Raw genomic sequence first — 24,353 nt, 5'->3', positions numbered from 1 at the left:
GACGGAAGAGATTCAAACAACAGAACGCGCTTGCTCCCTGCTTGTGCTGGCCACGTGTCAAAATCGCCAAATTTGCCCGATTGGCTAAGCTGGATAGATTTATAGTCACCCCGAGTTCGTTTGTCAACGATTTTCCGGATTGTGCCGGTTATAGTGGAAATGCTGGATGGGGTGACCCCACCACTTGGGTTATTGACACGAGGTACGTCGGGTGTTCACGGCGAATTCTCCGCACGCCCTTTCTAATCGGAAAGCTGAAGCGGTTGGACCGGTTTCCTTCTGATCAGCGTGGTTACAGCAGGCGCACGGCACGTGGGGTTTTTTGGGGTGATGGAACCGCCCCGGTGTATTTTGAGCAATGATGATGGAAAAATCATGGAAATCATCGGGTGGGTACTTGACGGACAAATGGCAAGGTCGTACTATCAAGCTGGAAAAACGAGGAAGTCTTTAATGCCTGCAACGAATTTGCGGGTTCTGCGAGTGGGGGATAGTAAGCGGTCGATCGCGAAAGGACCGCATCTTGGTTCTTAATCTCATGGGATTTCCGGGAGGGGGGTCAGCACCTACAAGTCCCGAAAGTGATGGCAAGGTATAACCGGTCCGCGCTGGGAGTTGTTCCCGACCGGTCGAGGATGGTTCCCGCTGTCTCTATGAAATGGAGGAGGGAGTTATGGTCAGGAAAGCCGTTGGAGGGTTGTTGGCGCTGGGATTTCTCCTTGTGCCACTGGCGGTTTGGGCCCAGTCGGCCAGCGAGTCGGCCTGTCAGCCGGCCTGTCAGCCGGCGTGCGCACCGGAGGTGACCTGCGTTCAGAAGACGGTGCTCACCCGGCAGTGGGTCACGGAAATGCGCAAGGTCCGCTGTGTCGAGTATGTCCCCCAGCAACGCGAGTACACGACCTATCGGGTGAACTGGGTGAAGGAAACGCAGGTCATTGAGAAGACCTTCACCGAGTGGAAACTCGAGCCCCGGGTAAAGGAAATCAAGTGCGTGGGCTATCGCCCGGTGTGGAAGAGTGAACCGTATGAATACACGGTTTACGTACCCAAAATCGTAAAGGAGCCCGGGACGCGCAAGGTCTGCAAGTGGGTGCAGGTTGAGGAACCCCGGAAGATTTGCGTGGATGAAGGCCACTGGGAAGAGCGACCGTGTGAGCCGGTACGCGGAATCTGCCGGCATTGCCATCGACGGGTGATCGTTGATCCGCCCAGCGACGGCGCCTGCTGCCCGCCCAAGCCCGTCTGCGTGTGCAAAGTTTGGGTGCCCAATCCGGTGGTGAAGGAAATCACAGTCAAAGTGTGGAAGCCCCAAATTGTTGAGGAACCCTGCGAAATCACCAAGTGTGTCTGGGAGCCTCAAAAGCGGCAGGGGATCCGCAAATGGTGCGAATGGGAACGCTATGAGTACACCAAAAAGGTTTGCTATTACGAGTGCGTTCCCCACACGGTGACGAAGCCGGTCTGCGTCACGACCTGGAAGAAAGTCTGCGAACCGGTCGTCAAGAAATGCACGGTGCTCGTGCCGCAGGTCGTGGAAAAGGAAGTCCCGGTGAAGGTGTGCAAGCTGGTGCCCACCGTGGTCAACGTTCCGGTTCGGCCATGCCATGTGCACCATCGACTGCTGGCCCGTCGTGCGGTCGCCTGTTGTGATCCCTGATCGAAAACAGCATGCGCTGGCGATCATAAACTGAGGAGCACTTGCTCCTTCCGGCCAGTTCGGGTGGGTAACCAACTCGGAATTGTTCCGTCAGGGCTGTAATCGAATCAATTGACCGGTCTGAGGCGTTGATGCCCAGGCCGGTTTTTGTTTGCCCCTTCGACTTATGTTTACACCCATGATGCGTAACCGGAAAGAGAAAGTTGAAACACTCCTCGCAGTGGGAAACTTGCCATTCAAACTAGGTGCGCAGGCTCAGATCTGAGGCAAGTCAACAAGCTCTCTTCAGGCCAGTGTCTGCCGACGACTGACGGCTTCGGATACTGCGCGGCGGGAGGCGAGATAAAACTCCAGCCGCGCCAGCACTCCCTCCCGGTGGGGACCGAACGGCACGAAAACCGCGCGGAGGACATCCACCGGAGTTGGTTCCCGCGTGTCGAAGAGAAACACCCCCTGATCGACGATGCGAACAGCGCGGATGGCCCGCCAGGGAATCCGCTGCAGCCTGCCGAAGACGATCCGTTCCACGCCGTACGGTCCCAGGCGGTATGTTGCCTTAAGGAGCGCCCTGGCGAACGACGCGACCAGAAACAGGTCCGCGAAGACCGTCCAGAAAAGTCTCCCGGTCACGAAAAAAACCCCGGCCGATGCACAGGCCAACGTCAGTAACAGCAGGACCGCCGTCGCAGGGTGGTCGCGAACCGGCCAATCATCCCATTCGAGAAGCGGCGGATCTTCTTCCCAGGCCGGACCGTAATACCGGGTGATCGTACTTGCCGTGCTCATACTCTTTTATTTTAGTCACCCCGACTGGACCTTCACAAAAGCCCGTTGATGCCGAAGCTCACTCACTTTCAGGGGAGGCATTGGCCGAGAATCTGGGTTTTGGAAGCACAAAACCTCGGTCATACGCCCAGGAAAAACGCCGGTCAACCGATCGACTCCGGTAAGGGCAATTCATGAATTGCCCCTACGTGGTCACGTGAATTAGGTTTTGGTAGGCCGATTGACGAATCACCGAGGAACTCATCCAGGCTTGCCAGACCCGACTTCGGTAGCAATTCACGGATCGTCTTCATGATGAACCAGGACAGGTAAGTAGAAACCGGTGCCCGCACTGAGCAGTTATACCATCCTGGCCGGATGACACCGTATTCACACCGTATCAGCAGTCAACGCCGCCACACGGGGTACGATTTTACCAATCCGGCAACTTTTTCGGCCGGGCCTTTTGCACGATCGCGCTCCACTCCACCGCAGGCTCAAATCGGTTTTCCCCATGTTTCAGCTGGGCGAGGACGGGCGGTACGCAGCGGGCGGCGAGCTCGGCGAGGTTGCTCTCGACGCTGATGTCCTGGGGATCGCGAGGATGGGGTTCGTTGAGAACAATCCCCGCGATTTCCAGCCCCTCGCGAAATGTGGTGGCAGCGATGAGTGTCAGGAGTGTGTGATTGATCGTTCCCAGAACATTCTTACTCACCACCAGCAGAGGATAGCCAAACTCATAAGCCAGATCGGCCACATAATCTTCGTCACTGATGGGCGACATCAGCCCGCCGGCACCCTCGATGAGTACCACGTCCGCCCACTGCTGCCACGGGCGAAGGCCCTCACGCAGAAGCCGGGGATCAACGGCTTTTCCTTCCAGCCGCGCTGCAAGGTGGGGGGCCAGCGGGGCCTCGAAACGCTGAGGACACACTTCCGCCAGCGAGAGCGGTCTTCCAGCGGCTTCCCACAGGGTCAACGCATCTTCCGAAATGAGCTCCCCTTTCTGCCGGACACAACCGCTGGCCGCGGGTTTGTAAACGCCCACATGGAGCCCGGCTCGGACGAGCTCTCGGGCAATGAGCGCCCCGACGTAGGTTTTTCCCACCCCTGTGTCGGTCCCAGTAATGAAAAGTCCCAACGGTTTCCTTCTGGACATCGAGATGCTTCCTGATCGCCACCGCTAATGTTGAAGAGGTTTACTAAATTCTCACCCCAAAAAGGCTCACCAATTGGCCGAATTTTTCTGCTGCGGAACGACTGTCATCCATCAGTCGCGGCACAGCCGGTAGATGCCCAACCGCCGTGCGATCGCCACGGCTTCTTGATATTCCTGGGGAGTGCACCGCCGCGCAATTTCGGGAAAATCCCACGCCCGGCCCTCCGGACGATACTGTGCCATGATGTTCACATAGGTGTGCGGTGAAATTTCCTCGGCAAGGAATCGCATGGCTTTTTCGGTACCAGCAAGGCCGTTGGGCATCACCAGGTGGCGGACGAGAAGTCCTCTCACGGCAAGGCCGCGCTCATCGAGGATGAGATCTCCGACCTGCCGATGCATTTCGCGAATGGCGGCCTGACAAACTTCCCAGTAGTCGGGGGCATGCGCGAAGCGTTCCGCAACCGCGGGATCGGTAAACTTGATATCCGGCATATAAATATCGATCACTCCGTCGAGGAGGTGCAGTGTTTCCACCGAATCATAACCGCCCGAGTTGTAAACAAGGGGAATTCGCAGCCCCTCTTCCACGGCGATGGGAAGGGCCTCCAGTATTTGCGCGACCACATGGCTGGGCGTAACGAAATTGATGTTATGGCACCCCAACTCCTGAAGACGGATCATCAGTCGTGCCAAGCGCTGGGCATCGCAGGGGGAGCCCGTGCGGTACCAACTGATGTCGTTGTTCTGACAGAATACACAGCGGAGATTGCACCCGGAGAAGAAGATCGTCCCCGAACCGTTCCAACCGCGAAGGCAGGGTTCCTCGCCGTGGTGGGGGAAAGCACTGGAGACCCAGGCATACCGACCAATGCCGCAAAACGAGCCCCGCGGCTCATCGTGTGACCGATCGGCTCCACATTGCCGGGGGCACAGAGTGCATTCTGCCAGCCGAGCAATGGCCGTTTCCGCGCGCTTTTTTAGTTCACCACTGGAGTGGAGTTTCACGTAATTCGGTTCCGTCTGGTGGAGAACCACTGTTTCGCTCCTGGAAGACGACGGCCTTCTGGCCGGATTAGCGATCACTTGCCCGAGGACGGAGTTTACAAACGCGCTGTTGCCACATTTTTCATTGTGAACCTTTGGGAAGTTTCCCGGAAGGGTGTCGATCCGTGCGACACGGTGTCGACCGGCGCGACACCGAACGGTGCTGTTTGGCTGGCACGTAGGACGTTCGTCCTGGGCTTCGATGCGTTTTTGGAGGATTTTCACGTGCCTGCCCGTTTTCCCTCTGCTATGAGGCAAGTTGGAATGGCGTTTGCGATCGCGCAGCGTCCTTTTCCCGAAATGGGAGATTCCACACCGACGGGAAGAGCGGGTTGTCGGGAATTGGGCCGCGGTCGCGGGCCAGTCCTGTCGGGCGGTCGATGGAGACACTGACAATCCCGCGAATTTGGCTGGCAAGGTTTTCTTACAGAACTGGGAACTACGGAGTGACGTGACATGAAGACGTTGCGACCCATGGATGATGGGCGTTCGGCATTCACCCTCGTTGAGCTTCTGGTGGTCATTGCGATTATCGGACTGCTCGTCGCGCTTTTGCTGCCGGCCGTGCAGGCAGCACGGGAAGCGGCTCGGCGAGCTCAATGTCTCAACAACCTCAAGCAACTCGGGCTGGCGGTTCATAATTACGCCAGCAACTGGGGGTGTTTTCCCTCGAGCGCGATTGTGGACCGGAACGTCCAGGCGACGGGCAATAACGTGTCATGGGGAGTGCACGGGCGGATTTTGCCTTTTATAGAGCAGGTGCCGCTCGGCTCGCAGGTGAACCTGGTGGAAGCCTGGGATTCACAACTCGTGATTGATGGCGTCCGGATTCCCGTGTTTGCCTGTCCCAGCGATCCCAAGTCTTCGGAAATACGGGATACAGGGGCCGGAAAGCCACGTCTGTATCCGACAACCTACGGGTTCAATCTCGGTGTGTACTTCGTGTACGACCCCGTTACCGGAAGAGGCGGCGACGGCATCGCCTTTCCCAACTCGGCGGTGACCTGGGCGGGGGTCATCGATGGCACGAGCCACACACTGCTGGCGTCGGAAGTCAAAGCCTGGCAGCCGTATCGGCGGAACGGCGGGCCGCCGTCCACCAACATTCCGGCTTCCGCAGCCGAGGCCTCGACTGTTGTCGCATCGGCGGGAGAAGCGAAGACCACCGGGCACACCGAATGGCCGGACGGGCGTGTCCACCATACCGGCTTCACCGCGTGTTTGCCTCCCAATACCCGTGTGCCATGTGACATCGGCGGAAGAACGGAAGATTGCGACTACAACTCGTGGCAGGAAGGGAAGAACGGAATCAACGGGGCTCCCACCTACGCGATTGTGACCGCCCGCAGTTTTCACCCGGGCGGCGTCAATGCCGTCCACGTCGATGGTTCCGCACGGTTCTACGCACAGACCATTGAGCTGCCCGTCTGGCGGGCCCTGGCAACTCGGGCAGGAAGGGAACTTGTACCCAACCAGTGAATTGGGTGCGTCACAATGCCGGAGTCAACCGCGGGCATAACCAGCGAGAGCGCGGGCGTGGCAGCAGCATCAAGCAGGGGGATGGCCCGGGTTGCAATCGTGGGAAGCATGATGACCAGGAAAAGCGTCAGCTCCGCGCGTCCTGTTTCGGGTAAGGGAAAAAAATCCCTTCCCGCAAAATGAGGATGCGATGGCACAGCCGCTCCAGAAAATCCCGATCGTGGGAGACGATAATCATCGCCTGCGGCAGACTCGCCAAAATGCTTTCCACCCGGGCTGACGCCGTGGGATCCAGACCCGCGGTGGGTTCGTCCAGAAGAAGAACTTGCGGATCCATCGCCAGGACAGTGGCCAGCGCGACGAGTCTTTTCTCTCCGCCCGAGAGTCGGTACGTGATGCGATTCTCCCAGCCCTCCAGTCCCAGTTCTGCCAGTGTGCGACGAACGATCTGGCGCACTTCGACAACGCTCTTTCCCTGATTGAATGGCCCAAACGCGACATCCTCGGCCACTGTGGGACAGAAGAGCTGATCATCACTGTCTTGGAAGAGCAGGCCGATTTTTCCCGGCAGATCGTCGAAATCACCGGGCCGGCTGCGAACCCGTCCGAAAATCTCGATCATTCCTCTCTGGGGTTGCACCAAGCCCATGAGCATGAGGAGAAACGTGGTCTTACCGCTTCCGTTGGCCCCGATGATCCCGAGCTTCTCTCCGGCGCGGAGCTGAAACGCAAGCCCCTGAAACAGAGGGGGCTGCCCTTCATACTGGAAATGAATGTCTTCCAGTCGGATGAGCGGCGACGAGGGCTCGCACCCGACAGGATCGGGTTGCGCGCTGCTTTGGACGGCTGGGTGATTGGCGACGGCAGGCGGCGCGGGAAGGGAGTTCTCGGGGGGCTCGGTGAGCGGGGAATCCCCGGGTTCAGTGGGCGTCTTATGCAAGTTGCCTGGCACCGTCACAGCAGACGCTCCAGTCGCAAATAGGCCAATCCTGCCAGAGAAAGGGCCGCCACGAACCAAACATCGCGCCAACTGAAATGGAAATGCCGCCACAGATAGAAATACCCCTTGAATCCGCGACACTTCATGGCTGCCAGAATGCGGTCCGATCGAGCAAGACTGCGGACGATGAGCATGCCAACCATCTGGCCGTAGGTGTGAAAAGTCCACCGGTTCCACCGGGGACGAAACCCCCGCATTCTCGCCGCCGTGTGGAGGCGATGGTATTCGTCTTCCAGAACTTTCAAATAGCGAATGCTCAGCAGGACGATTTGCACCAGCCTGCGGGGAAGACGCAAATGGGCGAGCACGTGCCCCAGTACAGGAATTTCCAGCGTGCCCACCAAGCCGGCGGCACCGCCCAGAACGATGGTGGCTTTGGCCCAGATCATCAGAGCCTGATACAGACCATCCCAGCTTGCGTGGGCGAGCCAGCCGGGGCCCAGCGGTTGGCCGGGAACCGTCCAGGGCAAAACACCGGCCAGAATCACTCCAAACCCCACCACGGGAAGAATCCGCCGCAACGTGCGGCGCATAGAAAAACGGGCAAGAGCCAGAAGAATGCCACTCAACACACCGAGTCCAGCAAGGGTCAGTGCCTGCCTGGCGAAAACAGTCGCCGTGGCGAAAAGGAGGAGCGCGATCACCCGCAGCCGCGGATCAAACGCGTCGATGATCCGCGGGCCGGGAGCCGCCGCTAGTTCGAATTCATCCCACTGGCGATTCATCAGAGCAGCCCGATTTGTCGGCAATCTGATGCGAAATGGCACACCCTGTTCGAAGATTCACCAGCGCTCTCGCTTTCGCGCCAGAATATAGAACGCAATCCCTGCGATGCCAAGGATATAGCCCAATCCGCCCAGCACGTCACGCAACTGGGTGGTCGCGCGAAACTCCTGCCATTCTTCGCGGAGTTTGACAAGTTGCGCTTTGAGCGTGTTCATTTCTGACCTTAAATCGGCGAGAGGAGCGGCGATTCCCGTCGCTGGCGATTCCTGCTGACTGTGACTACCGGAGGAAACTGGGGTGGTAGGCGGAGAATGATCCGCAACGTCCGAGGAGTTCCCCTCGGGCTTACCACTCAATGAACTGGGTGGACCTGGCAACTCGGCCAGTTCCGCGGCGGAAACGTTCCACTGAGCCTGGTGGCCATCAGCGGTTATGGCGACGACTTTGAAATCACTGCGGAAAGGGGCGTCCAGCGTGAACTTTCCCTCTGCATCGGACTTCGTTTTGGCGACAATCTTCCCATCCGGGGTGGTCAAGCTGATTTCGGCGTCCGGCACGCCTGTTCCGCCCGGTAAAAACACCTGGCCCTTAATCGATTTCCCTTCGCCGGAGGCAAACAGGTAGAGCGTATGGGCCGTGGCTTTTCCTGGGCTGAGCGCCCAGCAGGCCATTGAGAGAAGCAATGCCCATTTCACCGTGAAGGACTGTCGCAACACTTCGATCACCCTCCTGGACAAGAGTGCCGTCGTCGATGCGGGAAATTCTTTTTACGAGTCATCCTGATTCAGGCGTCAGAAGTGGTGCACCGAACACCTCGGGCTGGACGCGTCGAAGAAAAAAAGTGGCCGCCGCGGTGATGAAACCTTCTCCCAAAGCGAGGACGCCGTCACTGGCAAACACGATCCAGGAGAGGACATGAAACTGTTGTCCGGCCAGCGACACGCACAAAGCGGTCAGAAACGCGCTGAGGAGCACGGCCGTTGCTCCCGCGGCAAATCCACCCGCCGTGACCAGAAAGGGTTTCGAGGAGCGAACGAATCCCCGGAACAGATACCCGCACAGCACCCCGGGAAACGCCATGTTGGACGTGTTGATGCCCAGTGTTGTCAATCCGCCCGCCCCAAAAAAAAGCCATTGAAGCCCGGTCGCCACAAAGACCGCGACGAAGGCCGTCCATCCCAGCACGAGCCCCATAAGCCCTGTAAGCACCAGGTGAAAAGCAACCGGGCCCATGGGAATTTGGATGAGCGACACAACAAAGAACAGACTGGTGAGTAGTCCCGCTCGGGGAATCTCGTCCGGTTCCAGCCTGGCCAGCCCCAGACCGATTCCCGCGAAAGTCCCCACCCAGCCCGCGGCCGTCACCAGTGTTCCCGCGGTCGTTGCGGTCAGAATTCCGTCCGGAATATGCATGGCTTGGCGCCTTCAAAACGGATGCCGAAAACGGAAAACAGGGTTCTCCAGGTGTTTCCACCGGTCGAGCTTCCGATGCACCACGCGCTTATGGTGCGGGGGCCTTTTTGGCTGAGCTAACCGAAACCGGATCCTCAGCCCGCACCCAAATGAGGCCTCCCAATTCCACCTCGGCGGGTTGCCCGTCGGGGCCTGGGCGCTGTTCTCCTTCAATCAGTGCCGCGAAGCCCCACCACCCGGCCCAGGGCACGGTGTAACAGAAAACGCCCTGGCCGTCGGTCTTGACGACCTGCGTGACCAGGCTTCCGTTGGGCGGCTGAACGCGGCGATCCTGGTTCCAGTATTCCACTTCCACCCGGGCAAACGGCACGGGCTTTCCGTCGTGCAGCACGATCCCGCGGAACGTGTTTCCCGCCCAGAGACCGTACGGCCGCGTCAGAGGCTGGATTTCCACCGGCAATCCGATGGGACGCTCCCACTGCCCGTCGTCACCCAGAAAATTCACCACCACCTTGGTGTAATGAATAATCCACTTCTTTTCCAACTTCTCCCAGTAAGGCGCTGGCTCAATCGCGAAAACATGATCGCCGGGTTGCTTCAACTGAAACTGCGCTGTATAGGCCGGCTGACCTTCCAGGGTTCTCGGTTGGAGTGCGGATTTCAGATCCTCACCCCGACCGTTGTGAACGACGAAAAACCGGACCGGGTCGGCCATGGGCATGATCGGCCCTTGCTCCATCGGATGGGTGAACTGGATATCGAACACCAGCTTCGTCTGGGAAGGTTCTTCCACCACATCGTGGTTGGGGATCAGAACCAGAAAATGGGCATCAGCCCGCGAGTTACACGAGAATCCCGCGATCGCGCAGGCGATGATCATCCAACTGCGAAGAAGGTGAGGGCGGCGAACATTGATCATGGCAGCAAGCGATAGAGCTGAGTGCCTTGAAACGCGGTGCACAAAACATTGCCTCACGCGGCACAAGCGGGCCGGGCAAGGGATATCGTGTTACGCACCGGCTTATTGTAACACCAAAATTAACGGGCGTCCACAAGTCAACGGGCGTCCACAAATTGGAGGGCGGACACATCCTCACTTTTTCTCTGCCGACAGGAACGCAGACGTCCACACGGGTTCGCGCGGGAGCAAGCCCCAGCCCGGCGAGACCTGCTCGTCACGTCCATATTCGGAGGGACCTGCTTGTCAGGTCCGCTTTTGGAGGGACCTGCTTGTAAGGTCCGCCGTTGTAGGTTTGATCATCCATCCCTTTCACTGGGCACAACGAGCGTGCCCCTCTGAAGGATTTTCCCAACGAGCCTCCTTCTGACGGCACGTTCTAATCCATTTCACCGTTTGCGCTCCGACTATTCGGGTGGATTGACCATGAACCGATAGGCGCAATTCCGGTAAGGGCAATTCATGAATTGCCCCTACCACACACGGCCCCCGTGGCATCTCATCCCTTGCCACAAAATGGAGTCGGGTCGCGTCGTAGGGACGCATTAAGGGTCGCGATCCTCATGCCAAGGAAGTTTCTCGGTCTGGGTGTGAGTTCGTTGGGTTCCTCCATTTCTTCACGCATCTGCCCGAAGGGGTACCCATCTTCAGAGTGCTTCAATGAAACACCGCACCGGTAATCTCGCCAGGCCAGGGCAGAAATGCGTTTGCTCTTGGCCCGCGATGAACTTATGATTAGGGAATTGGTGTCACAGGGATGTGGGGTGCTGTGGGGAAAGGAACCAGCTTGGCTATGGAAACATCGACCACGATAGACGATATCGGCCTGACGCGAACGTGGGGCGGTTTGCAAAATCGGGAGCGGCTCCAGGCTCTCGTGGAGGCCTATCATGACCTCATCGAACAGAGACGCCGTCTCAACTGGACGGAGCATCTTCAACTGATTCGCAAACTGGGGCATGGGGGCCAGGGTGTTGTGTACCTCAGTCAGCGGCGGGGAGCCGACGGCTTCACCTTGCCGGTGGCCCTCAAATTCTTCGCCCCTGATCCGTATCCCAGTGAAGCCGCCTATGAAGAGGCGATGCAGCGGATCGGTTGGGTTTCCAGCCGCGTGGCCCAGATCGCGCACGACAACCTCCTGGATGTGCACAACTGGCTGGAGCGCGACGGTATCCGCATTATGGAGATGGAATGGGTGGACGGGTACGATCTGGCCCGGCTCCTGACCAACCGCATGTACCAACTCCTGGAGCAACGGGTCAAGCCGATCCGCTGGCAGTATCTGAACGAGGTTGTGGTGACAGCCGGGCCGGTTCAGCCGCGGCTGAAACCAGGAGTCGCGGTGGCCATCGTGCGGGACTGTCTCGCCGGACTGGCCGCCCTCCACAGAGGGCGTATTGTCCACGGGGACATCAAGCCCTCCAACATCATGCTGAAGAAGACAGGGACGGCCAAGCTGGTGGATGTGGGCTCGGCCGTCGATCTGGATATGCCCCCGTCCCGAAGAAGTTGCACCCCCCTTTACGCGGCACCCGAGGTCCTGGACAGCGACGGCGCGGATATTTCGCCTCGTTCGGACCTGGCCAGCTTGGGCTATGTCCTCATCGAGATGCTGTCCGGTCAGCCGGTTTTTCCACCGAATCTGCAGCGGGCGGAATTGCTGGAGGCCAAACGGCTCTTGCCGCAGCGATTGCATACGATCCTGCCTCCGGAATGCCTGAAGAGTGAGGCCCTGGTCAATTTCTGTCGTCTTTTGATCGCGCCTGATCCGGCAAGACGCTTTGACAACGCCGAGGCCGCCGACCTGGACAGGAACGGAGCCTCAGAATTTCTGCGACAACTGGTCAAGGGGGATCTGGCCTCCGAGTACGCCACAGAAATTCGGCTCTGGCTTGCCGACCTCCATCACCTTTGAAAACTGCCACCCACCATGAAACGGACACTGGTGCTTGGCCTGGGGAATCCCATCCTCTCCGACGACGCTGTAGGGCTTCGGGTGGTCCAGGAACTTCAGAAGATTCTGCCCCCTCGTGAAGATCTCGTCATCGATGAGGATCACTGGGGTGGATTGCGGCTGATGGAACGGCTGGCAGGATTCGACCGCGCGATCATCATCGACGCCATGCAGTCCGGTGTGGCACCGGGGACCATCCGGTGCCTTCACCCCAATGAGATTCCCACCCAGCACAGTGCTTCGGCGCATGATGTTAATCTTCCCACGGCCCTGGCCTTCGGCCGTCAGATGGGGTTGCATCTGCCCCCCGACGATTCCATCGTCCTTGTGGCCATCGAGGCGGAAGATGTCCTGACATTTGGTGAACAGTGCACGCCCGCAGTCGCGGCAGCCATCCCCCACGCGGTCAAACTGGTCAAGGAAATTCTGTCCAACTGGGATAGGCCAACCACCGAAGGGGAGAGCTAGCGTCCCTTGTTTCGGAGCCGAACTTGCCGTAAGCCGCGCCGAAGGTCAGGATGTTGCCTTTTTGTTGTGGCGGTATGCGATGACCCGCACTTTTTCCAGCGTCACGAGACCTTCGTGAATCATTCCGTCCAGTTCCTGGATGAACGCTTCGATTTTCTCTTCTGCGTCCACGATCTCGATGACAACGGGAAGGTCTTCGGAGAGACGAAGGATTTTGGCGGTGTGGATTCGGCTATTCGCGCCGAACCCCAGAAAACCACGGATCACGGTAGCCCCAGCCAGACCGCGACGGCGGGCCTCTTCCACAATCACCTCATAGAGCGGGCGATTTCCCACTCGATCGCTTTCCCCGATAAAAATCCGTAGCAGATGGGCCTCGTAAGGAAGTTTCATGATAGGGTTGACTCCGCGACATCACAGAATGCGAGCCAGAAAGCCCCCCACAATAAGCGCGATCAGACCTGCCCCATTTTGGAGCAGAAGATTACCCATGGCAAGCAGCCATTCGCTGGATCGCATAAGTTCCGTAGTCTCCAGGATAAAAGTGGAAAATGTGGTGAAAGCCCCGAAGAATCCCACCATCACTGCGGTCCGGAGGTGGGGCGGCAAAACCCAGCGGTTCTCCAAAAGCCCCCACACGAGTCCGGCCACAAAACATCCGAGTATGTTTACCGTCACCGTCCCCCAAGGAAAACTCACTCCATTAAGGCGGTGAACAAAGCCGGCCAGGCCATAACGCGCCAAAGTGCCCAGCGCTCCTGCCAGAGCAAGGTAGATCAGCTTTTCCGCAACAGCCATGAAGACACCTCTTCAGCTACCGCAAACCTCGGACTGTCGCGCAGGCAAGAAAACAAAAAACCCGCTTGTGCAGCGGGTCGGCTGAACGAGCTGCGACCCCTGCCGTGCAAATGCCTGCGCGGTAGGAGTCATCAGCCCGATAGGGCATTTAGCGGGGGACTCCATCCCCGTCAACTTTAAGCCTACATCAGGGGGATGAATTCGTCAAGGCCAAGGTCCGCCGGGACACGCATCACAATTGCCGCCAGGAAGCGTGGTTGAACGGTCGACGTGAAAGTTGGCCGCGTCCACCGGACGCATTGGAGGGTCGGGTCCCACCGCGACCGATCACCCGATTCCGTCCTGCCCGACGGCAAGGTTGTGAAGGCTAAAGCCTTCACCGAAAAGCGGCGATGAATCGCCGCACTCCATGGAGTGCGGGGCTTTAGCCCCGCTTTCCACGCGGGACTTCAGTCCCTGCCGAAAGGCAATGGATTGTCCAACGCCGAAAAGCGGACGTGACAAGCACGTCCCTCCGAATATGCGGACGTGACAAGCACGTCCCTCCGAGTATGTGGACCTGACACGTAGGTCCCTCCGCGATTATTCTGGAACGGCCCGGATTATTTCGGAGGGGCACGCTTGTCGTGCCCGGTTCAGGGGGATGGATGATCCAGCTCCCGGTGCTGGCGCCAGTAAGACACGGCGGGCGAATCGATCAAATCGATCGGCGGAGGAAACAATTCAGGATGGACCAACCGGGCAAGAACCCATGCCAGCACGGCCTCCGTATAGGCGAGATTGACCTGGGGCACCGAGGTGCGAAGGAGGGCCCGCCACAGCCATGCCCGTGGATCTCCGAGAGACTGAATCGCCGACTCGAGAATTTGCTGGAGGACCGCCTCCGCGTCCGGCGAGCCCGCCCATGCCTGCGGCAGCAGCTTGCGCTGAGAGCGGCGAGCAATGATACTCGCGGCGACCCTTCCCAGCGGCCACTTGGGAACCGGAAGGCGATTCTTTTTCTTGGGCGGACCAAAGAACAATGCGAAAATCTTGACGCTGGCGTCCTCTTGTTCCCACGCGGGATTGTCGCATTTCTCATGCAGCTCCACCGGGGTGGAAAGATCAGGCGGACAGGCATCCGGAGGGGCCAGCCAGTAATGAACGTCACCCACCCGGGCCCAGAATTCCGCCGTTTCCCGGGTAATGGGGATGTCCCAGAATTTGTGGAACTGACCCATCCAGGTTCCGGCAAACGTAGCCACGGGATCAAGCGGACTTTGCGGGCAGAAAACCGCCACCTGAAGCATGGTCAGCGGACCGTCATACCCTTCCACCACCCTGCGCACGAGGACCTTCTCCTGATTGCCCTCGTCCGAATCCGGTTCCGCGGAGCATCGGCCGCGCTGGCTGCGGTGCGGAACCAGCACAATTTGTACGCGCTCTGGATCCAATCCCTGTAGCGCGGCAAAGCGTGCCGGCCATTGGTCCGTCGCACCCGAGACCAGAACGCAGGAATACCCTTCGGCCAGACACTGGAGCTGTTCCGGGGACTTGATCGGGGTGCGGTTTCTCTCGGTAAACCAGCAGAGTTTATTTTCCTCGGCATCCCACCAGATCCGCGCCACGTCGCGGGTTTCGTGAGTCACAGGGTGACACTTTTTGTGGAGTTTCTTGGGACGCTTCATTGGACTTCTCCTCGATCGCGCATCTTTGCTGAATGCGAAAGACTATTTGCCCACTTCGCAAATTTCCTCGCTAATTATCACGGCGATTTACCCGGCCACCTGGGTTGGCAACCGTTTTGCCAACTCTGTGTAGCTCCAGAAAGGGTGGAGCCGAGCGGCGTTGACACTCCAAGCGGTCTGGTTGCCGTTGTAGAAAGACAAAAGCACCGTTCAACCAAGGCGTATGGCCGCTATCGGCAAGGGATCCAGAAAGAGGGGGCTAACGATGTTCTTCAAACGGCGAGCAATCTGATCCAAGCTCAGAAGTCTGAGAGATTCCCCATCACGCTATCAAAGCTAATACGTGCGAAGCCCATGTTTAATAACAACCGGCAAAATTACCGCAGAAGACACCGATATCCGGGAGATTCACGAAAATTCGCCATCGAGGATGCGAAAGATACCTGGATGCCTTGGGTTTCCAGGGGAGTAAATTTCCCTAACCGAGAAAACTTCTCAAACGGTGGCGGGTCGTTTTTTTGTTGTAAAAACCCTCGCTTAAGTTCCTCGTAATGAAGAAATGCTCCTTCAAAGGTTTCCGGATGAGACTCGTTCTCCTCTCGTACAGAGCGTCGCATAATATGGGGACACGCCAACTGGCGACCGGTTCGCCCCCGCCAGTCTTCGGCAATCGCGCGATCCTACGGCTTTTGATATCCATTCTATCTACGGCGAGTTTCCTGTCCAGCGCATTGCGGAAAAAGTCACACATTATTCGGGCGATGCTGGCAACGCGATAGCCAGCGTCGCGTTTTTCCTGTGATTTCGATGCAAGAATTTCGGAAAATCCCTCCTGCGAGAGAGGCCTTGACCCCCGCCGCTTTGGATGTGCACCACGGTGAGCGCGTTGCGGAAGCGACTGTGACGTAATCAGTTTTCGAAAGCGGCGGAATTCATCCCGCTCGTTGTATCCGTGGGCAGGGCGTCTTAGAATGAATCACAGAGGCGGCTGAAACTCCGATGATCCGTCGGCCAGACAAGTCGCCTCGGTGCTCTTTCTTGGGAAAGACATATGCGTGATTTAGCCGAAGAATGCGGAGTCGTCGCGGTTTATCACTTCTCCAGCGACACGGTTAGCCCGCTTTGCCCCGGAGGCCCCGATTCTGCGCCGACGCTGATCCCCCGCATGCTCCTGGACATCCAGAACCGGGGGCAGCTCGCCGCCGGGATCACCCGGTTCAACGACCGGCATTCGCATTTGCTACTCACCTACAAAAACGTGGGAACAGTGGCGGAGGTGTTTGCCCTTTCCCAGCGCGATCGGTTCGAGGAATTGATGAAAAACTTTGCGGGCCGGGCGGCGATCGGGCATGTCCGTTATGCAACGTGCGGCAAGGACGACCCCAGCTATGCCCAGCCGTTCGAGCGTCATCACATCCGCAAACACAAGTGGTTCAGTTTTGCCTTTAACGGTCAAATCGCAAATTTCCCCGAACTCCGCGAACGACTGCTCCGCGACGAGGACAACCATCTGGTCCGGAACACAGACACCGAAGTGATCATGCACGTCCTGTGTCGGGAGCTGAATCCGAACCCCGCTCCGGACCTCGCGGACGTGTGTCGGGCATTTCCCCGGGAGTTCGATGGCGCCTACAGCATGGTGTTTCTCAATGCCCTTGGGGAACTCATGGTGGTGCGGGACCCGCTGGGGTTTAAGCCCCTGAGTTGGGCCTGCGATGGATCGCTCTTCGCCGCGGCCAGCGAAAGCGTGGCCCTCTTGAACCTGGGGTTTGCTCCGGAAATGATCAAACCGGTGGCTCCCGGTCAGGCCATCATCGTCTCAGAAAAAGGGATCCGCTTTGTGCAGTTCGCCACGGCGCCCCATCGTGCCCACTGTTTCTTCGAGTGGATTTATTTTTCCAACGTGGCCAGCACACTCGATGGCCGGAGCGTGTACCTGGCTCGCAAGGCCCTGGGCGAAGAGTTAGCCCGGCTGGAAACGGTGCCCGTCGATGACGGGAAGACGATCGTCGTCCCTGTGCCTGATACCAGCAAGGCCGCCGCCGACGCCATGGCGTATGCCCTGCGGGTGCCCTGCCTGGAGGGGCTTATCCGCAACCGTTACACGGGACGGACGTTTATCGAAAGCAATCTCAACCGAGATGCCAAGGCCCGGGCGAAATACACTCCGTTGCGCGAAGTCCTGGAGGGGAAACGGGTTCTTCTCGTGGAGGACTCCATCGTTCGCTCGACGACGATGCGGGTTCTCATCCATCGCATGCGGGAGCTGGGGAAACCGGCGGAAATTCATGTCCGCGTGGCCTGTCCACCGATTGTTTCCCCCTGCTTTTACGGGATCGACATGTCTTCGATGGGCGAGCTTTTTGCCCCCAGGTATCTGAAAAACGGGGAAATAACGGAGGAAATTCAGGCGCAGATGGCCCGGGATCTGGGGGCCGATTCGCTCCGCTACCTGCCGGTGGAGGCGGTAGCGCGGGCGATTGGGATTGATGCCAACGATCTCTGCCGGGCGTGCATTACGGGAGTGTATCCTACCCCGTGGGGGCAAAAACTGGCCGAGGAGGCCCGCCGCCGCTGGCGCGAGGGCATCGCGGGAAGAACATACGATGTGGAAGAGCAATCGCTAACGACGGGCTTGAGCTGCTCGGAAAGAGTTGCTGAGGAAATGGAATTTGACTCGAAAGCGAAATCAGAGCTCGCCCGTTCCCGTTGAGACCTTAGGTTGGCGATATCGCGAGAAGAAATCTGGTGGTTTAAACAGCGCGAGCTTTGTTAAACTGGGAAAATAAGGCATTCTGCATAGAGATCGAGAAAGACAATCTCACCCCAGTCGGCCTGCATGCTGGTGATCCCACCAAATGGAGGATTGAAAACGGGGATGGATTAAGGAAAATGACGGGATTATATGGACTGGGTTCAACCGGATCAAAAAGATCAAACTTTTCAGGGCCGGGGGCGGCATGGATCGATGATTGCTCGTTCGCCGCTTTTTGAGGAATATCAGGCTGGGCACGTGATGATTGGGCCGTCGCTTTTGGCGGCTGATTTCCGGTATCTGGCCCGGGAAATCGAACGTCTGGAGGCCGCGGGGGCACGCTTTTTGCACCTGGACATTATGGACGGGCACTTTGTGCCCAACTTGAGCTTCGGAATCCCCATCGTCCAGGCGGTTCGGAAGGCCACCCGGTTGATACTGGACGTCCACTTGATGATTTCCAATCCTGAAGCACATATTGAACGCTTTCGGGAAGCAGGTGCCGACTATTTGACCGTCCACATTGAGGTGGCTCCCGATCCCCGACCGTTGTTTGAAATGATTCATCGGACCGGGGCGTGTGCGGGTGTATCGCTTAATCCGCCGACTCCGGTCGAAGCGGTTATCCCTTATTTGAACGATTGCGAGCTGGTGCTGGTGATGAGCGTTATGCCGGGTTTTGGGGGCCAGAGCTTCCGCCCGGAAGTTCTCCCCAAGATTCGCCGACTGCGCCAACTGGCTCCAGACGGTTTGATGATTTCCGTGGACGGAGGCGTGAACGGACAGACAATCGGTCAGTGCGCCGAGGCCGGTGCCACGATGTTCATCGTGGGCACAGGATTGCTGGGGCATGACAATTACTCCCAGCGGTATCGGGAACTGGCGGCCTTGGTGAAGGATCATCAGAGTAAGGTTGCATTATGATCAAAATAGTGTTGATTCGTCCGGGTGCCACTGATTACGACGTTCAAGGACGAGTCCGGGGGCAGTTGGACATCCCCCTCAACACCCAGGGCTTCCAGGAAGTCAACAAGGAGGTGGAGTCGTTGCGGAGTGGCAGCATTCGTTTGGACGCCCTGTATTACGCTCCCTGTCGGCCAGCGGTTGAGACAGCGGAGGCGATTTCCCGAGCGTTGAATGTGCGTTCCCGGGAGATCGACGCCCTGCGGAACCTGGACTACGGACTGTGGCAGGGAATGAAGATCGAGGAAATTCGCACCCGGCAACCAAAGATTTACCGACAGTGGCAGGAAATCCCGGACTGCATCTGCCCACCGGAGGGCGAAACGATCGAGGAGGCCGAGACACGCGTCATGGATTGGTTGCGGCGGCTTCATCGGCGGCACCAGGGGGAGACCATCGGATTGGTCGTGGCAGAACCGATGGCGAGCATCATCAAGCGCTTGATCACACATGCCCCACTGGGAGATCTATGGAAGGCGGAAATGCGGCACGGCCAGTTAGAAATCCTCCAGTGGGAACCAAAAGCCATCGAGACGCCCTCGTAATCCCCCGTCTATTCAGGCGTCCGCGGCACTCCTCCGGATGGGTTTTCCCCCGTAGGTGGTTGTGTGCGACTGTTTATCGACTGGTCAGTCGACCGGCAGGGGTGTCTGTGCGGAGTTGATCGATCATTTCCCGGGTGGCGGCTTCGATGGCCTCCTGCCACCGGGTGGGGCCGAATCGCTCGAACTCCCGGCGTCGGTACGCGAAGAGGATGCCTCGTGAGTTATTGACTATAGCCCCCAGACCGGTGGGATCGAACGCTGGCGCGACATCCCTTGCGGTGCCTCCCTGGGTCCCATAACCGGGAACAAGGAACCAGGTGTGCGGCATCACCTGCCGGAGTTCCGCGAGCTGCTCATGGAAAGTGGCCCCCACAACCCCGCCAACGTCCCCATAACCGCAGCGTCCCTTGGTGCGAACGGCCTGCTGCTCGACCCAGGCAGCCACGTGACGATAAAGCGGCATGCCTTCGGCAATGAGGTCCTGGAATAGTCCACTCCCAGGGTTGGATGTCTTCACCAGCACGAACACGCCGCCCTGCCGGGCGACTGCCGTCTCGATAAAGGGTTGGAGGCTATCTTCCCCGAGGTAGGGGCTGACCGTCACCGCGTCACCGCCCCAGGAGCTAACAGGAGCTGGACCCAGCATCCCCTCTGCGTAGGCGACGGCAGTGCTCCCGATATCGCCCCGTTTACCGTCCAGAATCACGAGCAGGCCGTACCTCCGAGCGTGTCCCACCAGTTCAGCAAGAGCGGACATCCCCTCCGGCCCGAGTTGCTCAAAAAACGCCATCTGAAACTTGACGATCGGCACCATTGAGCCGATCACATCCAGCACGCCCGCGCAAAATTCTCGCACCGCCACGGCCAGGCGCTGCCTGGGCAGCAGCCGTCGCTGAGGACCTTCGGCCGGCAGAATATTGGGCGGAAGAAGGTCCAAATGAGGATCGATCCCGACCAAAGCGGGTGTTCCCCGTCGCCGGACCGCTTGTTCCAGCCGGTCAATGAAGCGAATCTTCGTTTCCGCTGCAGGCATCATAAGACCAAGGTCGCTACTTTCACAGAAGAAGTGCTTTCAGAATCGCCAATGGATAGACCTCGGGTACCGAACCGGATGGCACCTTCTCTCTTCATTGTAGCCCTGGCAAACAAAGTCCTTGGACAAGGGAACCTACCGGTGAAAGACTCACCGCAGGGAAATGCCCGCCTGCTGGAGGAAAGCCAGAAACGCCTGGCGAAATCCCTCGATCTCTTCGCCGCTCAGGGTGTGATCGGGGGCCGCCAACCAGTAACGGAAGGTGTAGCTGGCCTGTCCTGGGGGCAATCCTTTCCCCTTGTAGACGTAGAGGAATTCCCGCTCGCTGACGAGTGGGTGGGTGAATCCATCGAGCACTGTCTCAAGGCTGTCAAAGCCCCGAGTCATGTCCCACAGCAGGGAAAAATCCTGCCATGACCGTGGATAGATGGGCAGGGCCTTATAACGTACGGCGGGGTAAACAGGGCCGACCACTGCATCCAGGTCGATCTCGAACCAGACCACCTGTCCTTCCAGGGCCACCGTTCGTGCCAGGACGGGGTCCAGCACACCAACGCTTCCCAGCGTGCTCTCTCCCGCCCGAATTTCACACCAATATCCCGGCACCTGCCAGGGGAGCGGAGATTCCCGACCGGGGACGAAACGCCACGGAGCTTCCGACAGGCCGGCACTCAGATCTTCCAAAGCCCCGCGAATACTCCGGTAGTGTTCTTCAAGATCTCCTCGTGCCCCCTGCCGAAAACTGATGCCCGCCAGATGCGTCCGCTCGCGACAGCCCCCTGGACTATCGGGGAAGAACACGCGTCCGATCTCGAAAATGCGGAAGGCATCGCGATGGGAGCGATTCGGTCGGACCAGCGCCAGTAGATTGGGCATGAGCATTGTACGCAGCCGGCGGCACGTCGCCGACGGCGGATTCTTGAGAGTGAGCGTTTCCGCCGGTGCAAAACCGATTTCATTCAGCCAGACATCGTCCATCCAGATGTAGTTCTGGACTTCGATGAACTGGTGAGCCCCGGCCAGGATTTTCCGGGCTTTGTGCTCTTTTCTCAAACTTTCGTTGACGGGCAGGGCTGCCATCGGGCCTTCCGGCAATCGCGGCACAATCCGGTCGTAGCCGTAGATGCGAAGGATTTCCTCCACCACGTCTGCGGGAATGGAGAGATCTTTTTCGCTGCGGTGCGGCGGTAGACCCACTTGCAGTATGTCACCTTCCGATTTGGCGACAAAACCGAGGTCCTCGAGAATGCGGACGGCTTCCTCACGGGGGATGGTTTGCCCGGCCATGGTGTCCACGGTTTGCCAGGGGATGGCCAGTGGTCGAGGATGCTCCTTGAGATCACCCGCCACCGTGAAGCGCGAAGTGACCTCGAACGGCTCGCCGGATTCTTCCAGGCACTTTAGAAGCCGGGCGGTCCCCACTTTGACATTGACGGGGGGCTGGCCTTTCTCGAAGCGTTGCGCCGCTTCGGTCCGCAAGTCCAGGCGAACCGATGTCCGCCGAATGCGCGAGGCCTTGAAGTTCGCGCTTTCCAGGAGCACTTTCGTCGTACTGGCGGTCACTTCGCTTTCCAATCCCCCCATGATTCCCGCCAACGCCACCGGTTCCTTCTCATTCCAAATGAGGAGATCATCCGGCAAAAGCTGACGCTCCTGGCCATCCAGGGTGACGAAGGTGCCCGGTCTTCCAAGTGGCGCGACCCGAATCGCGTGGACCTTGTCTCCATCAAAGGCGTGAGTGGGCTGACCTAGTTCCCACATGATGTAGTTCGTCAGGTCCACCATGAGGTTGAACGTCCTCTGGCCGAGGGCGTGAAGCCGCCGTTGAATGACAAGGGGTGACGGCACGGCCGCACGGATTTTCAACTCCAGACAGGCATAACAAGGGCAATTCTCCAGGTCGTCAATGGTGAGCGGATACGCGGGAAGGTCGTCATAGCGGGAAAGATCAACCACCGGCAGTGGTCGCAGGGGACGCCGAAAAATGGCCGCGATTTCCCGGGCAAAGCCGTAATGGCCCCACAGGTCTGGCCGATGGGTCAGGCTCTTATTGTCAATTTCGATGAGCACATCCTTGGGTGGAATCCACTGGCTGAGTGGCGTCCCACTCGGGAGATGGTCGGGGCATTCCAGCAACCCTTCGTGCCAGCGGCTCATGCCCAGTTCAGCGGGGGAGCACAGCACGCCTTCACTGCGAAATCGATAAATCTCCTCGAGCGAAATAACCACTCCCCCAGCCAGCCTGGTTCCTTCCGGTGCGAAAGGGGCCTTCATTCCCGTGCGGACGTTGGGTGCCCCACACACCGTTTGATAGCGCCGATCTCCACACTGCACCTGGACGAGTTTCAGGCCCCTTGTCTCGGGCAATTCGGTGCAGGAAACGACTTCCCCGATCAAAACCCCGTCCACGTACCGCTTGATTTCCTGGACATCTTCCACCTCGGCGGTGCACATGGTCAAACGATCGGCGAGCTTTTCGGCGGGGATATCGCCGATATCAACGAAATCGCTGATCCAATCCAGGGAGATCTTCACGGCTTGCTCCGTCTTTCTCGGAAATGTGTTCTCAACACGTGTTAACCTGCCAAAAACCTTACCCCACGACGGTACCGGCTCCCTTGCTTGGTTTTCTCACACGATGGGCTTGCACGGGAACCCGTTCTGGCATCGCCGCGGATCACGTGCTCAAAATGCGGCCGGAAATTGCTCGTAAAACCGAATATCGCCGGAGTTGAACAACCGGATATCGGGAATGCCGTATTTCATCATGGCCAGACGCGTCAACCCCATGCCAAAGGCAAAGCCACTGTAAACCTGAGGATCAACGCGGCCATATTCCAGGACCTTGGGATGGACCAACCCGCAGGGGATCAACTCGATCCAGCCAGTTTGTTTGCACGTGGAGCACCCTTTTCCTCCACAAATGAGGCACTGCACGTCGAGTTCAAAGCCCGGTTCCACGAACGGGAAAAATCCGGGCCGAAGGCGAACCGTCACCTCTCGCCGGAACACCTGGCTTAACAGGGTCTTCATCACGGCGATGAGATGGGCGACGGAAATATCGCGATCCACGAGCAGGCCTTCGAGTTGGTAGAAAGTATTCTCGTGACTGGCGTCAATGGCCTCGTTACGAAAGCACCGCCCAGGAAAGATCGCCCGCAGGGGCACGCCATAGGTTTCCAGCGCGCGGACCTGATTGGCGGATGTGTGTGTCCGCAGGAGCATTCCATTTTCCAGCCAGAACGTATCCTGCATATCGCGCGCGGGATGATCCGGCGGGATATTGAGGGCGTCGAAGTTGTAATATTCCAGCTCCACTTCGTATCCCGTGAGGACGCGGAAGCCCATCCCCTGAAAAATCTCTTCCAGTTCCATCTGAACAAGTGCGATGGGGTGGATGCTTCCCATGCGGCGGTCGATCGAGGGGAGCGATAGGTCCAGGCCGGCGATCCGCCGCACGCGGTCTTTCTCCAAAGCCTGGATCCGCGCTGCGGCTTCCGCGAGGAGGCGCTCGGCCTCCGACTTGAGGGTGTTCAACCGCTGGCCGAAGCTCCGCTTTTCCTCGGGCGATAGACGGCTGAAGTCGGTGCTTTTGGCGAGGGTCGTGATCAAACCCTTTCGCCCAAGATACTTGATGCGCACCTGCTCCAGTTGTTTGGAGTCCTGAGCGGCATCGAGGTCCTGCCTGAGTTGTTGCAAAATGTCATCCATGGCTGGTTAAGACCGGAAATTGCGGAAATCGGAAAGAATCCAGAAAAATCAGGCGCCCGTGCGGGTTCTGAAGATTGGCCCCGAAAACGCTCAATTTATCGCGCCGCCGCTCGATTGGGTATCCCACATCGGCACCGTCTGGCGGTGACCCGTTTGGTGTTAGGAAGCGGCCCTGAGAGGCAGCTTCCACCCCGTGGCGCACTTAGGCTAAGGTAGGGGTGATCCATGAATCGTGCCTGCAACGCATGGTAGCAC

21 protein-coding genes and 1 riboswitch are annotated in these 24,353 nt (G+C 58.5%); of the genes, 7 read left to right on the top strand and 14 right to left on the bottom strand.

Features of this window, described 5'->3' with window-relative positions:
• Window positions 1-673: 673 nt before the first annotated feature.
• Window positions 674-1,657, top strand: a complete 984-nt coding sequence (locus tag THTE_RS03405; protein ID WP_095414114.1) for a hypothetical protein — start codon at window positions 674-676, stop codon at window positions 1,655-1,657.
• Between the two features lie 285 nt (window positions 1,658-1,942).
• On the opposite strand, the gene THTE_RS03400 is transcribed toward THTE_RS03405, so the two are convergent.
• The 3 genes from THTE_RS03400 to THTE_RS03390 form a co-directional block, all read right to left on the bottom strand.
• On the bottom strand, window positions 1,943-2,443 hold the full coding sequence (locus THTE_RS03400; RefSeq protein WP_095414113.1) for a hypothetical protein: 501 nt from the start codon (window positions 2,441-2,443) through the stop codon (window positions 1,943-1,945).
• Window positions 2,444-2,855: 412 nt separating this feature from the next.
• Window positions 2,856-3,581 (bottom strand): dethiobiotin synthase, encoded by a 726-nt coding sequence (gene bioD, locus THTE_RS03395; protein ID WP_095414112.1) that lies wholly within the window; start codon window positions 3,579-3,581, stop codon window positions 2,856-2,858.
• Window positions 3,582-3,692: 111 nt separating this feature from the next.
• On the bottom strand, window positions 3,693-4,619 hold the full coding sequence (locus THTE_RS03390) for a radical SAM protein (RefSeq protein ID WP_157731672.1): 927 nt from the start codon (window positions 4,617-4,619) through the stop codon (window positions 3,693-3,695).
• 465 nt (window positions 4,620-5,084) lie between these two features.
• Between THTE_RS03390 and THTE_RS03380 the strand changes: the two genes are divergently transcribed.
• Window positions 5,085-6,107 (top strand): DUF1559 domain-containing protein, encoded by a 1,023-nt coding sequence (locus tag THTE_RS03380; RefSeq protein ID WP_237260193.1) that lies wholly within the window; start codon window positions 5,085-5,087, stop codon window positions 6,105-6,107.
• Between the two features lie 127 nt (window positions 6,108-6,234).
• Here the strand turns inward: THTE_RS03380 and THTE_RS03375 are convergent, their stop codons facing one another.
• The 5 genes from THTE_RS03375 to THTE_RS03355 all read right to left on the bottom strand — a co-directional run bounded on the left by THTE_RS03375 (window position 6,235) and on the right by THTE_RS03355 (window position 10,207).
• The gene (locus THTE_RS03375; protein WP_207651770.1) at window positions 6,235-7,065 is read right to left on the bottom strand and encodes an energy-coupling factor ABC transporter ATP-binding protein; all 831 of its coding nucleotides are present in this window, start codon (window positions 7,063-7,065) and stop codon (window positions 6,235-6,237) included.
• Window positions 7,062-7,832: a cobalt ECF transporter T component CbiQ gene (gene cbiQ / locus THTE_RS03370; RefSeq protein ID WP_157731670.1), complete on the bottom strand. Its 771-nt coding sequence runs from the start codon at window positions 7,830-7,832 to the stop codon at window positions 7,062-7,064. The genes THTE_RS03375 and cbiQ overlap by 4 nt, the downstream gene beginning before the upstream one ends.
• A 57-nt stretch (window positions 7,833-7,889) precedes the next feature.
• On the bottom strand, window positions 7,890-8,549 hold the full coding sequence (locus tag THTE_RS03365) for a carboxypeptidase-like regulatory domain-containing protein (RefSeq protein WP_157731668.1): 660 nt from the start codon (window positions 8,547-8,549) through the stop codon (window positions 7,890-7,892).
• A gap of 58 nt (window positions 8,550-8,607) precedes the next feature.
• On the bottom strand, window positions 8,608-9,246 hold the full coding sequence (gene cbiM / locus THTE_RS03360) for a cobalt transporter CbiM (RefSeq protein WP_095414108.1): 639 nt from the start codon (window positions 9,244-9,246) through the stop codon (window positions 8,608-8,610).
• A gap of 88 nt (window positions 9,247-9,334) precedes the next feature.
• Window positions 9,335-10,207 carry a DUF4198 domain-containing protein gene (locus tag THTE_RS03355; RefSeq protein ID WP_207651769.1) on the bottom strand — a complete coding sequence of 291 codons (873 nt, stop codon included), beginning with the start codon at window positions 10,205-10,207 and terminating at the stop codon, window positions 9,335-9,337.
• 790 nt (window positions 10,208-10,997) lie between these two features.
• On the opposite strand from THTE_RS03355, the gene THTE_RS03350 reads away from it, so the two are divergent.
• Complete coding sequence (locus tag THTE_RS03350; RefSeq protein ID WP_095414106.1) at window positions 10,998-12,119, top strand: serine/threonine-protein kinase; 1,122 nt, start codon at window positions 10,998-11,000, stop codon at window positions 12,117-12,119.
• 15 nt (window positions 12,120-12,134) lie between these two features.
• Entirely contained in the window at window positions 12,135-12,626 is a 492-nt protein-coding gene (locus THTE_RS03345) for a hydrogenase maturation protease (protein ID WP_095414105.1), read from the top strand.
• A gap of 45 nt (window positions 12,627-12,671) precedes the next feature.
• Here THTE_RS03345 and THTE_RS03340 read toward each other — a convergent pair whose 3' ends face one another.
• The 3 genes from THTE_RS03340 to THTE_RS03330 all read right to left on the bottom strand — a co-directional run bounded on the left by THTE_RS03340 (window position 12,672) and on the right by THTE_RS03330 (window position 15,091).
• Window positions 12,672-13,019, bottom strand: a complete 348-nt coding sequence (locus THTE_RS03340; protein ID WP_095414104.1) for a DUF190 domain-containing protein — start codon at window positions 13,017-13,019, stop codon at window positions 12,672-12,674.
• Window positions 13,020-13,040: 21 nt separating this feature from the next.
• A complete protein-coding gene (crcB, locus tag THTE_RS03335) occupies window positions 13,041-13,424 on the bottom strand; it encodes a fluoride efflux transporter CrcB (protein ID WP_095414103.1) in 384 nt (127 codons plus the stop codon).
• Window positions 13,425-13,539: 115 nt separating this feature from the next.
• Window positions 13,540-13,602: riboswitch (Fluoride riboswitch) on the bottom strand.
• A 457-nt stretch (window positions 13,603-14,059) separates the two neighbouring features.
• On the bottom strand, window positions 14,060-15,091 hold the full coding sequence (locus THTE_RS03330) for a hypothetical protein (protein ID WP_095414102.1): 1,032 nt from the start codon (window positions 15,089-15,091) through the stop codon (window positions 14,060-14,062).
• Between the two features lie 1,051 nt (window positions 15,092-16,142).
• On the opposite strand from THTE_RS03330, the gene THTE_RS03320 reads away from it, so the two are divergent.
• The 3 genes from THTE_RS03320 (at window position 16,143) to THTE_RS03310 (ending at window position 19,354) form a co-directional block, all read left to right on the top strand.
• A complete protein-coding gene (locus THTE_RS03320) occupies window positions 16,143-17,804 on the top strand; it encodes an amidophosphoribosyltransferase (RefSeq protein WP_095414100.1) in 1,662 nt (553 codons plus the stop codon).
• Window positions 17,805-18,059: 255 nt separating this feature from the next.
• Window positions 18,060-18,770 (top strand): ribulose-phosphate 3-epimerase, encoded by a 711-nt coding sequence (gene rpe, locus THTE_RS03315; RefSeq protein WP_095416749.1) that lies wholly within the window; start codon window positions 18,060-18,062, stop codon window positions 18,768-18,770.
• On the top strand, window positions 18,767-19,354 hold the full coding sequence (locus tag THTE_RS03310; protein ID WP_095414099.1) for a histidine phosphatase family protein: 588 nt from the start codon (window positions 18,767-18,769) through the stop codon (window positions 19,352-19,354). Before rpe ends, THTE_RS03310 begins: the two co-directional genes overlap by 4 nt.
• A 73-nt stretch (window positions 19,355-19,427) precedes the next feature.
• On the opposite strand, the gene pyrF is transcribed toward THTE_RS03310, so the two are convergent.
• The 3 genes from pyrF to pheS all read right to left on the bottom strand — a co-directional run bounded on the left by pyrF (window position 19,428) and on the right by pheS (window position 24,098).
• Window positions 19,428-20,390 (bottom strand): orotidine-5'-phosphate decarboxylase, encoded by a 963-nt coding sequence (pyrF, locus tag THTE_RS03305; protein WP_237260192.1) that lies wholly within the window; start codon window positions 20,388-20,390, stop codon window positions 19,428-19,430.
• A 147-nt stretch (window positions 20,391-20,537) separates the two neighbouring features.
• Window positions 20,538-22,922, bottom strand: coding sequence for a phenylalanine--tRNA ligase subunit beta (pheT, locus tag THTE_RS03300; protein ID WP_095414098.1), 2,385 nt, complete (start codon window positions 22,920-22,922; stop codon window positions 20,538-20,540).
• A 150-nt stretch (window positions 22,923-23,072) separates the two neighbouring features.
• The gene (gene pheS, locus THTE_RS03295) at window positions 23,073-24,098 is read right to left on the bottom strand and encodes a phenylalanine--tRNA ligase subunit alpha (RefSeq protein WP_095414097.1); all 1,026 of its coding nucleotides are present in this window, start codon (window positions 24,096-24,098) and stop codon (window positions 23,073-23,075) included.
• Window positions 24,099-24,353: the final 255 nt, after the last annotated feature.

Origin of the sequence: Thermogutta terrifontis, from assembly GCF_002277955.1 — a bacterium.
Lineage (GTDB): Bacteria > Planctomycetota > Planctomycetia > Pirellulales > Thermoguttaceae > Thermogutta > Thermogutta terrifontis.
This window is presented reverse-complemented; position numbering and strand designations above follow the sequence as displayed.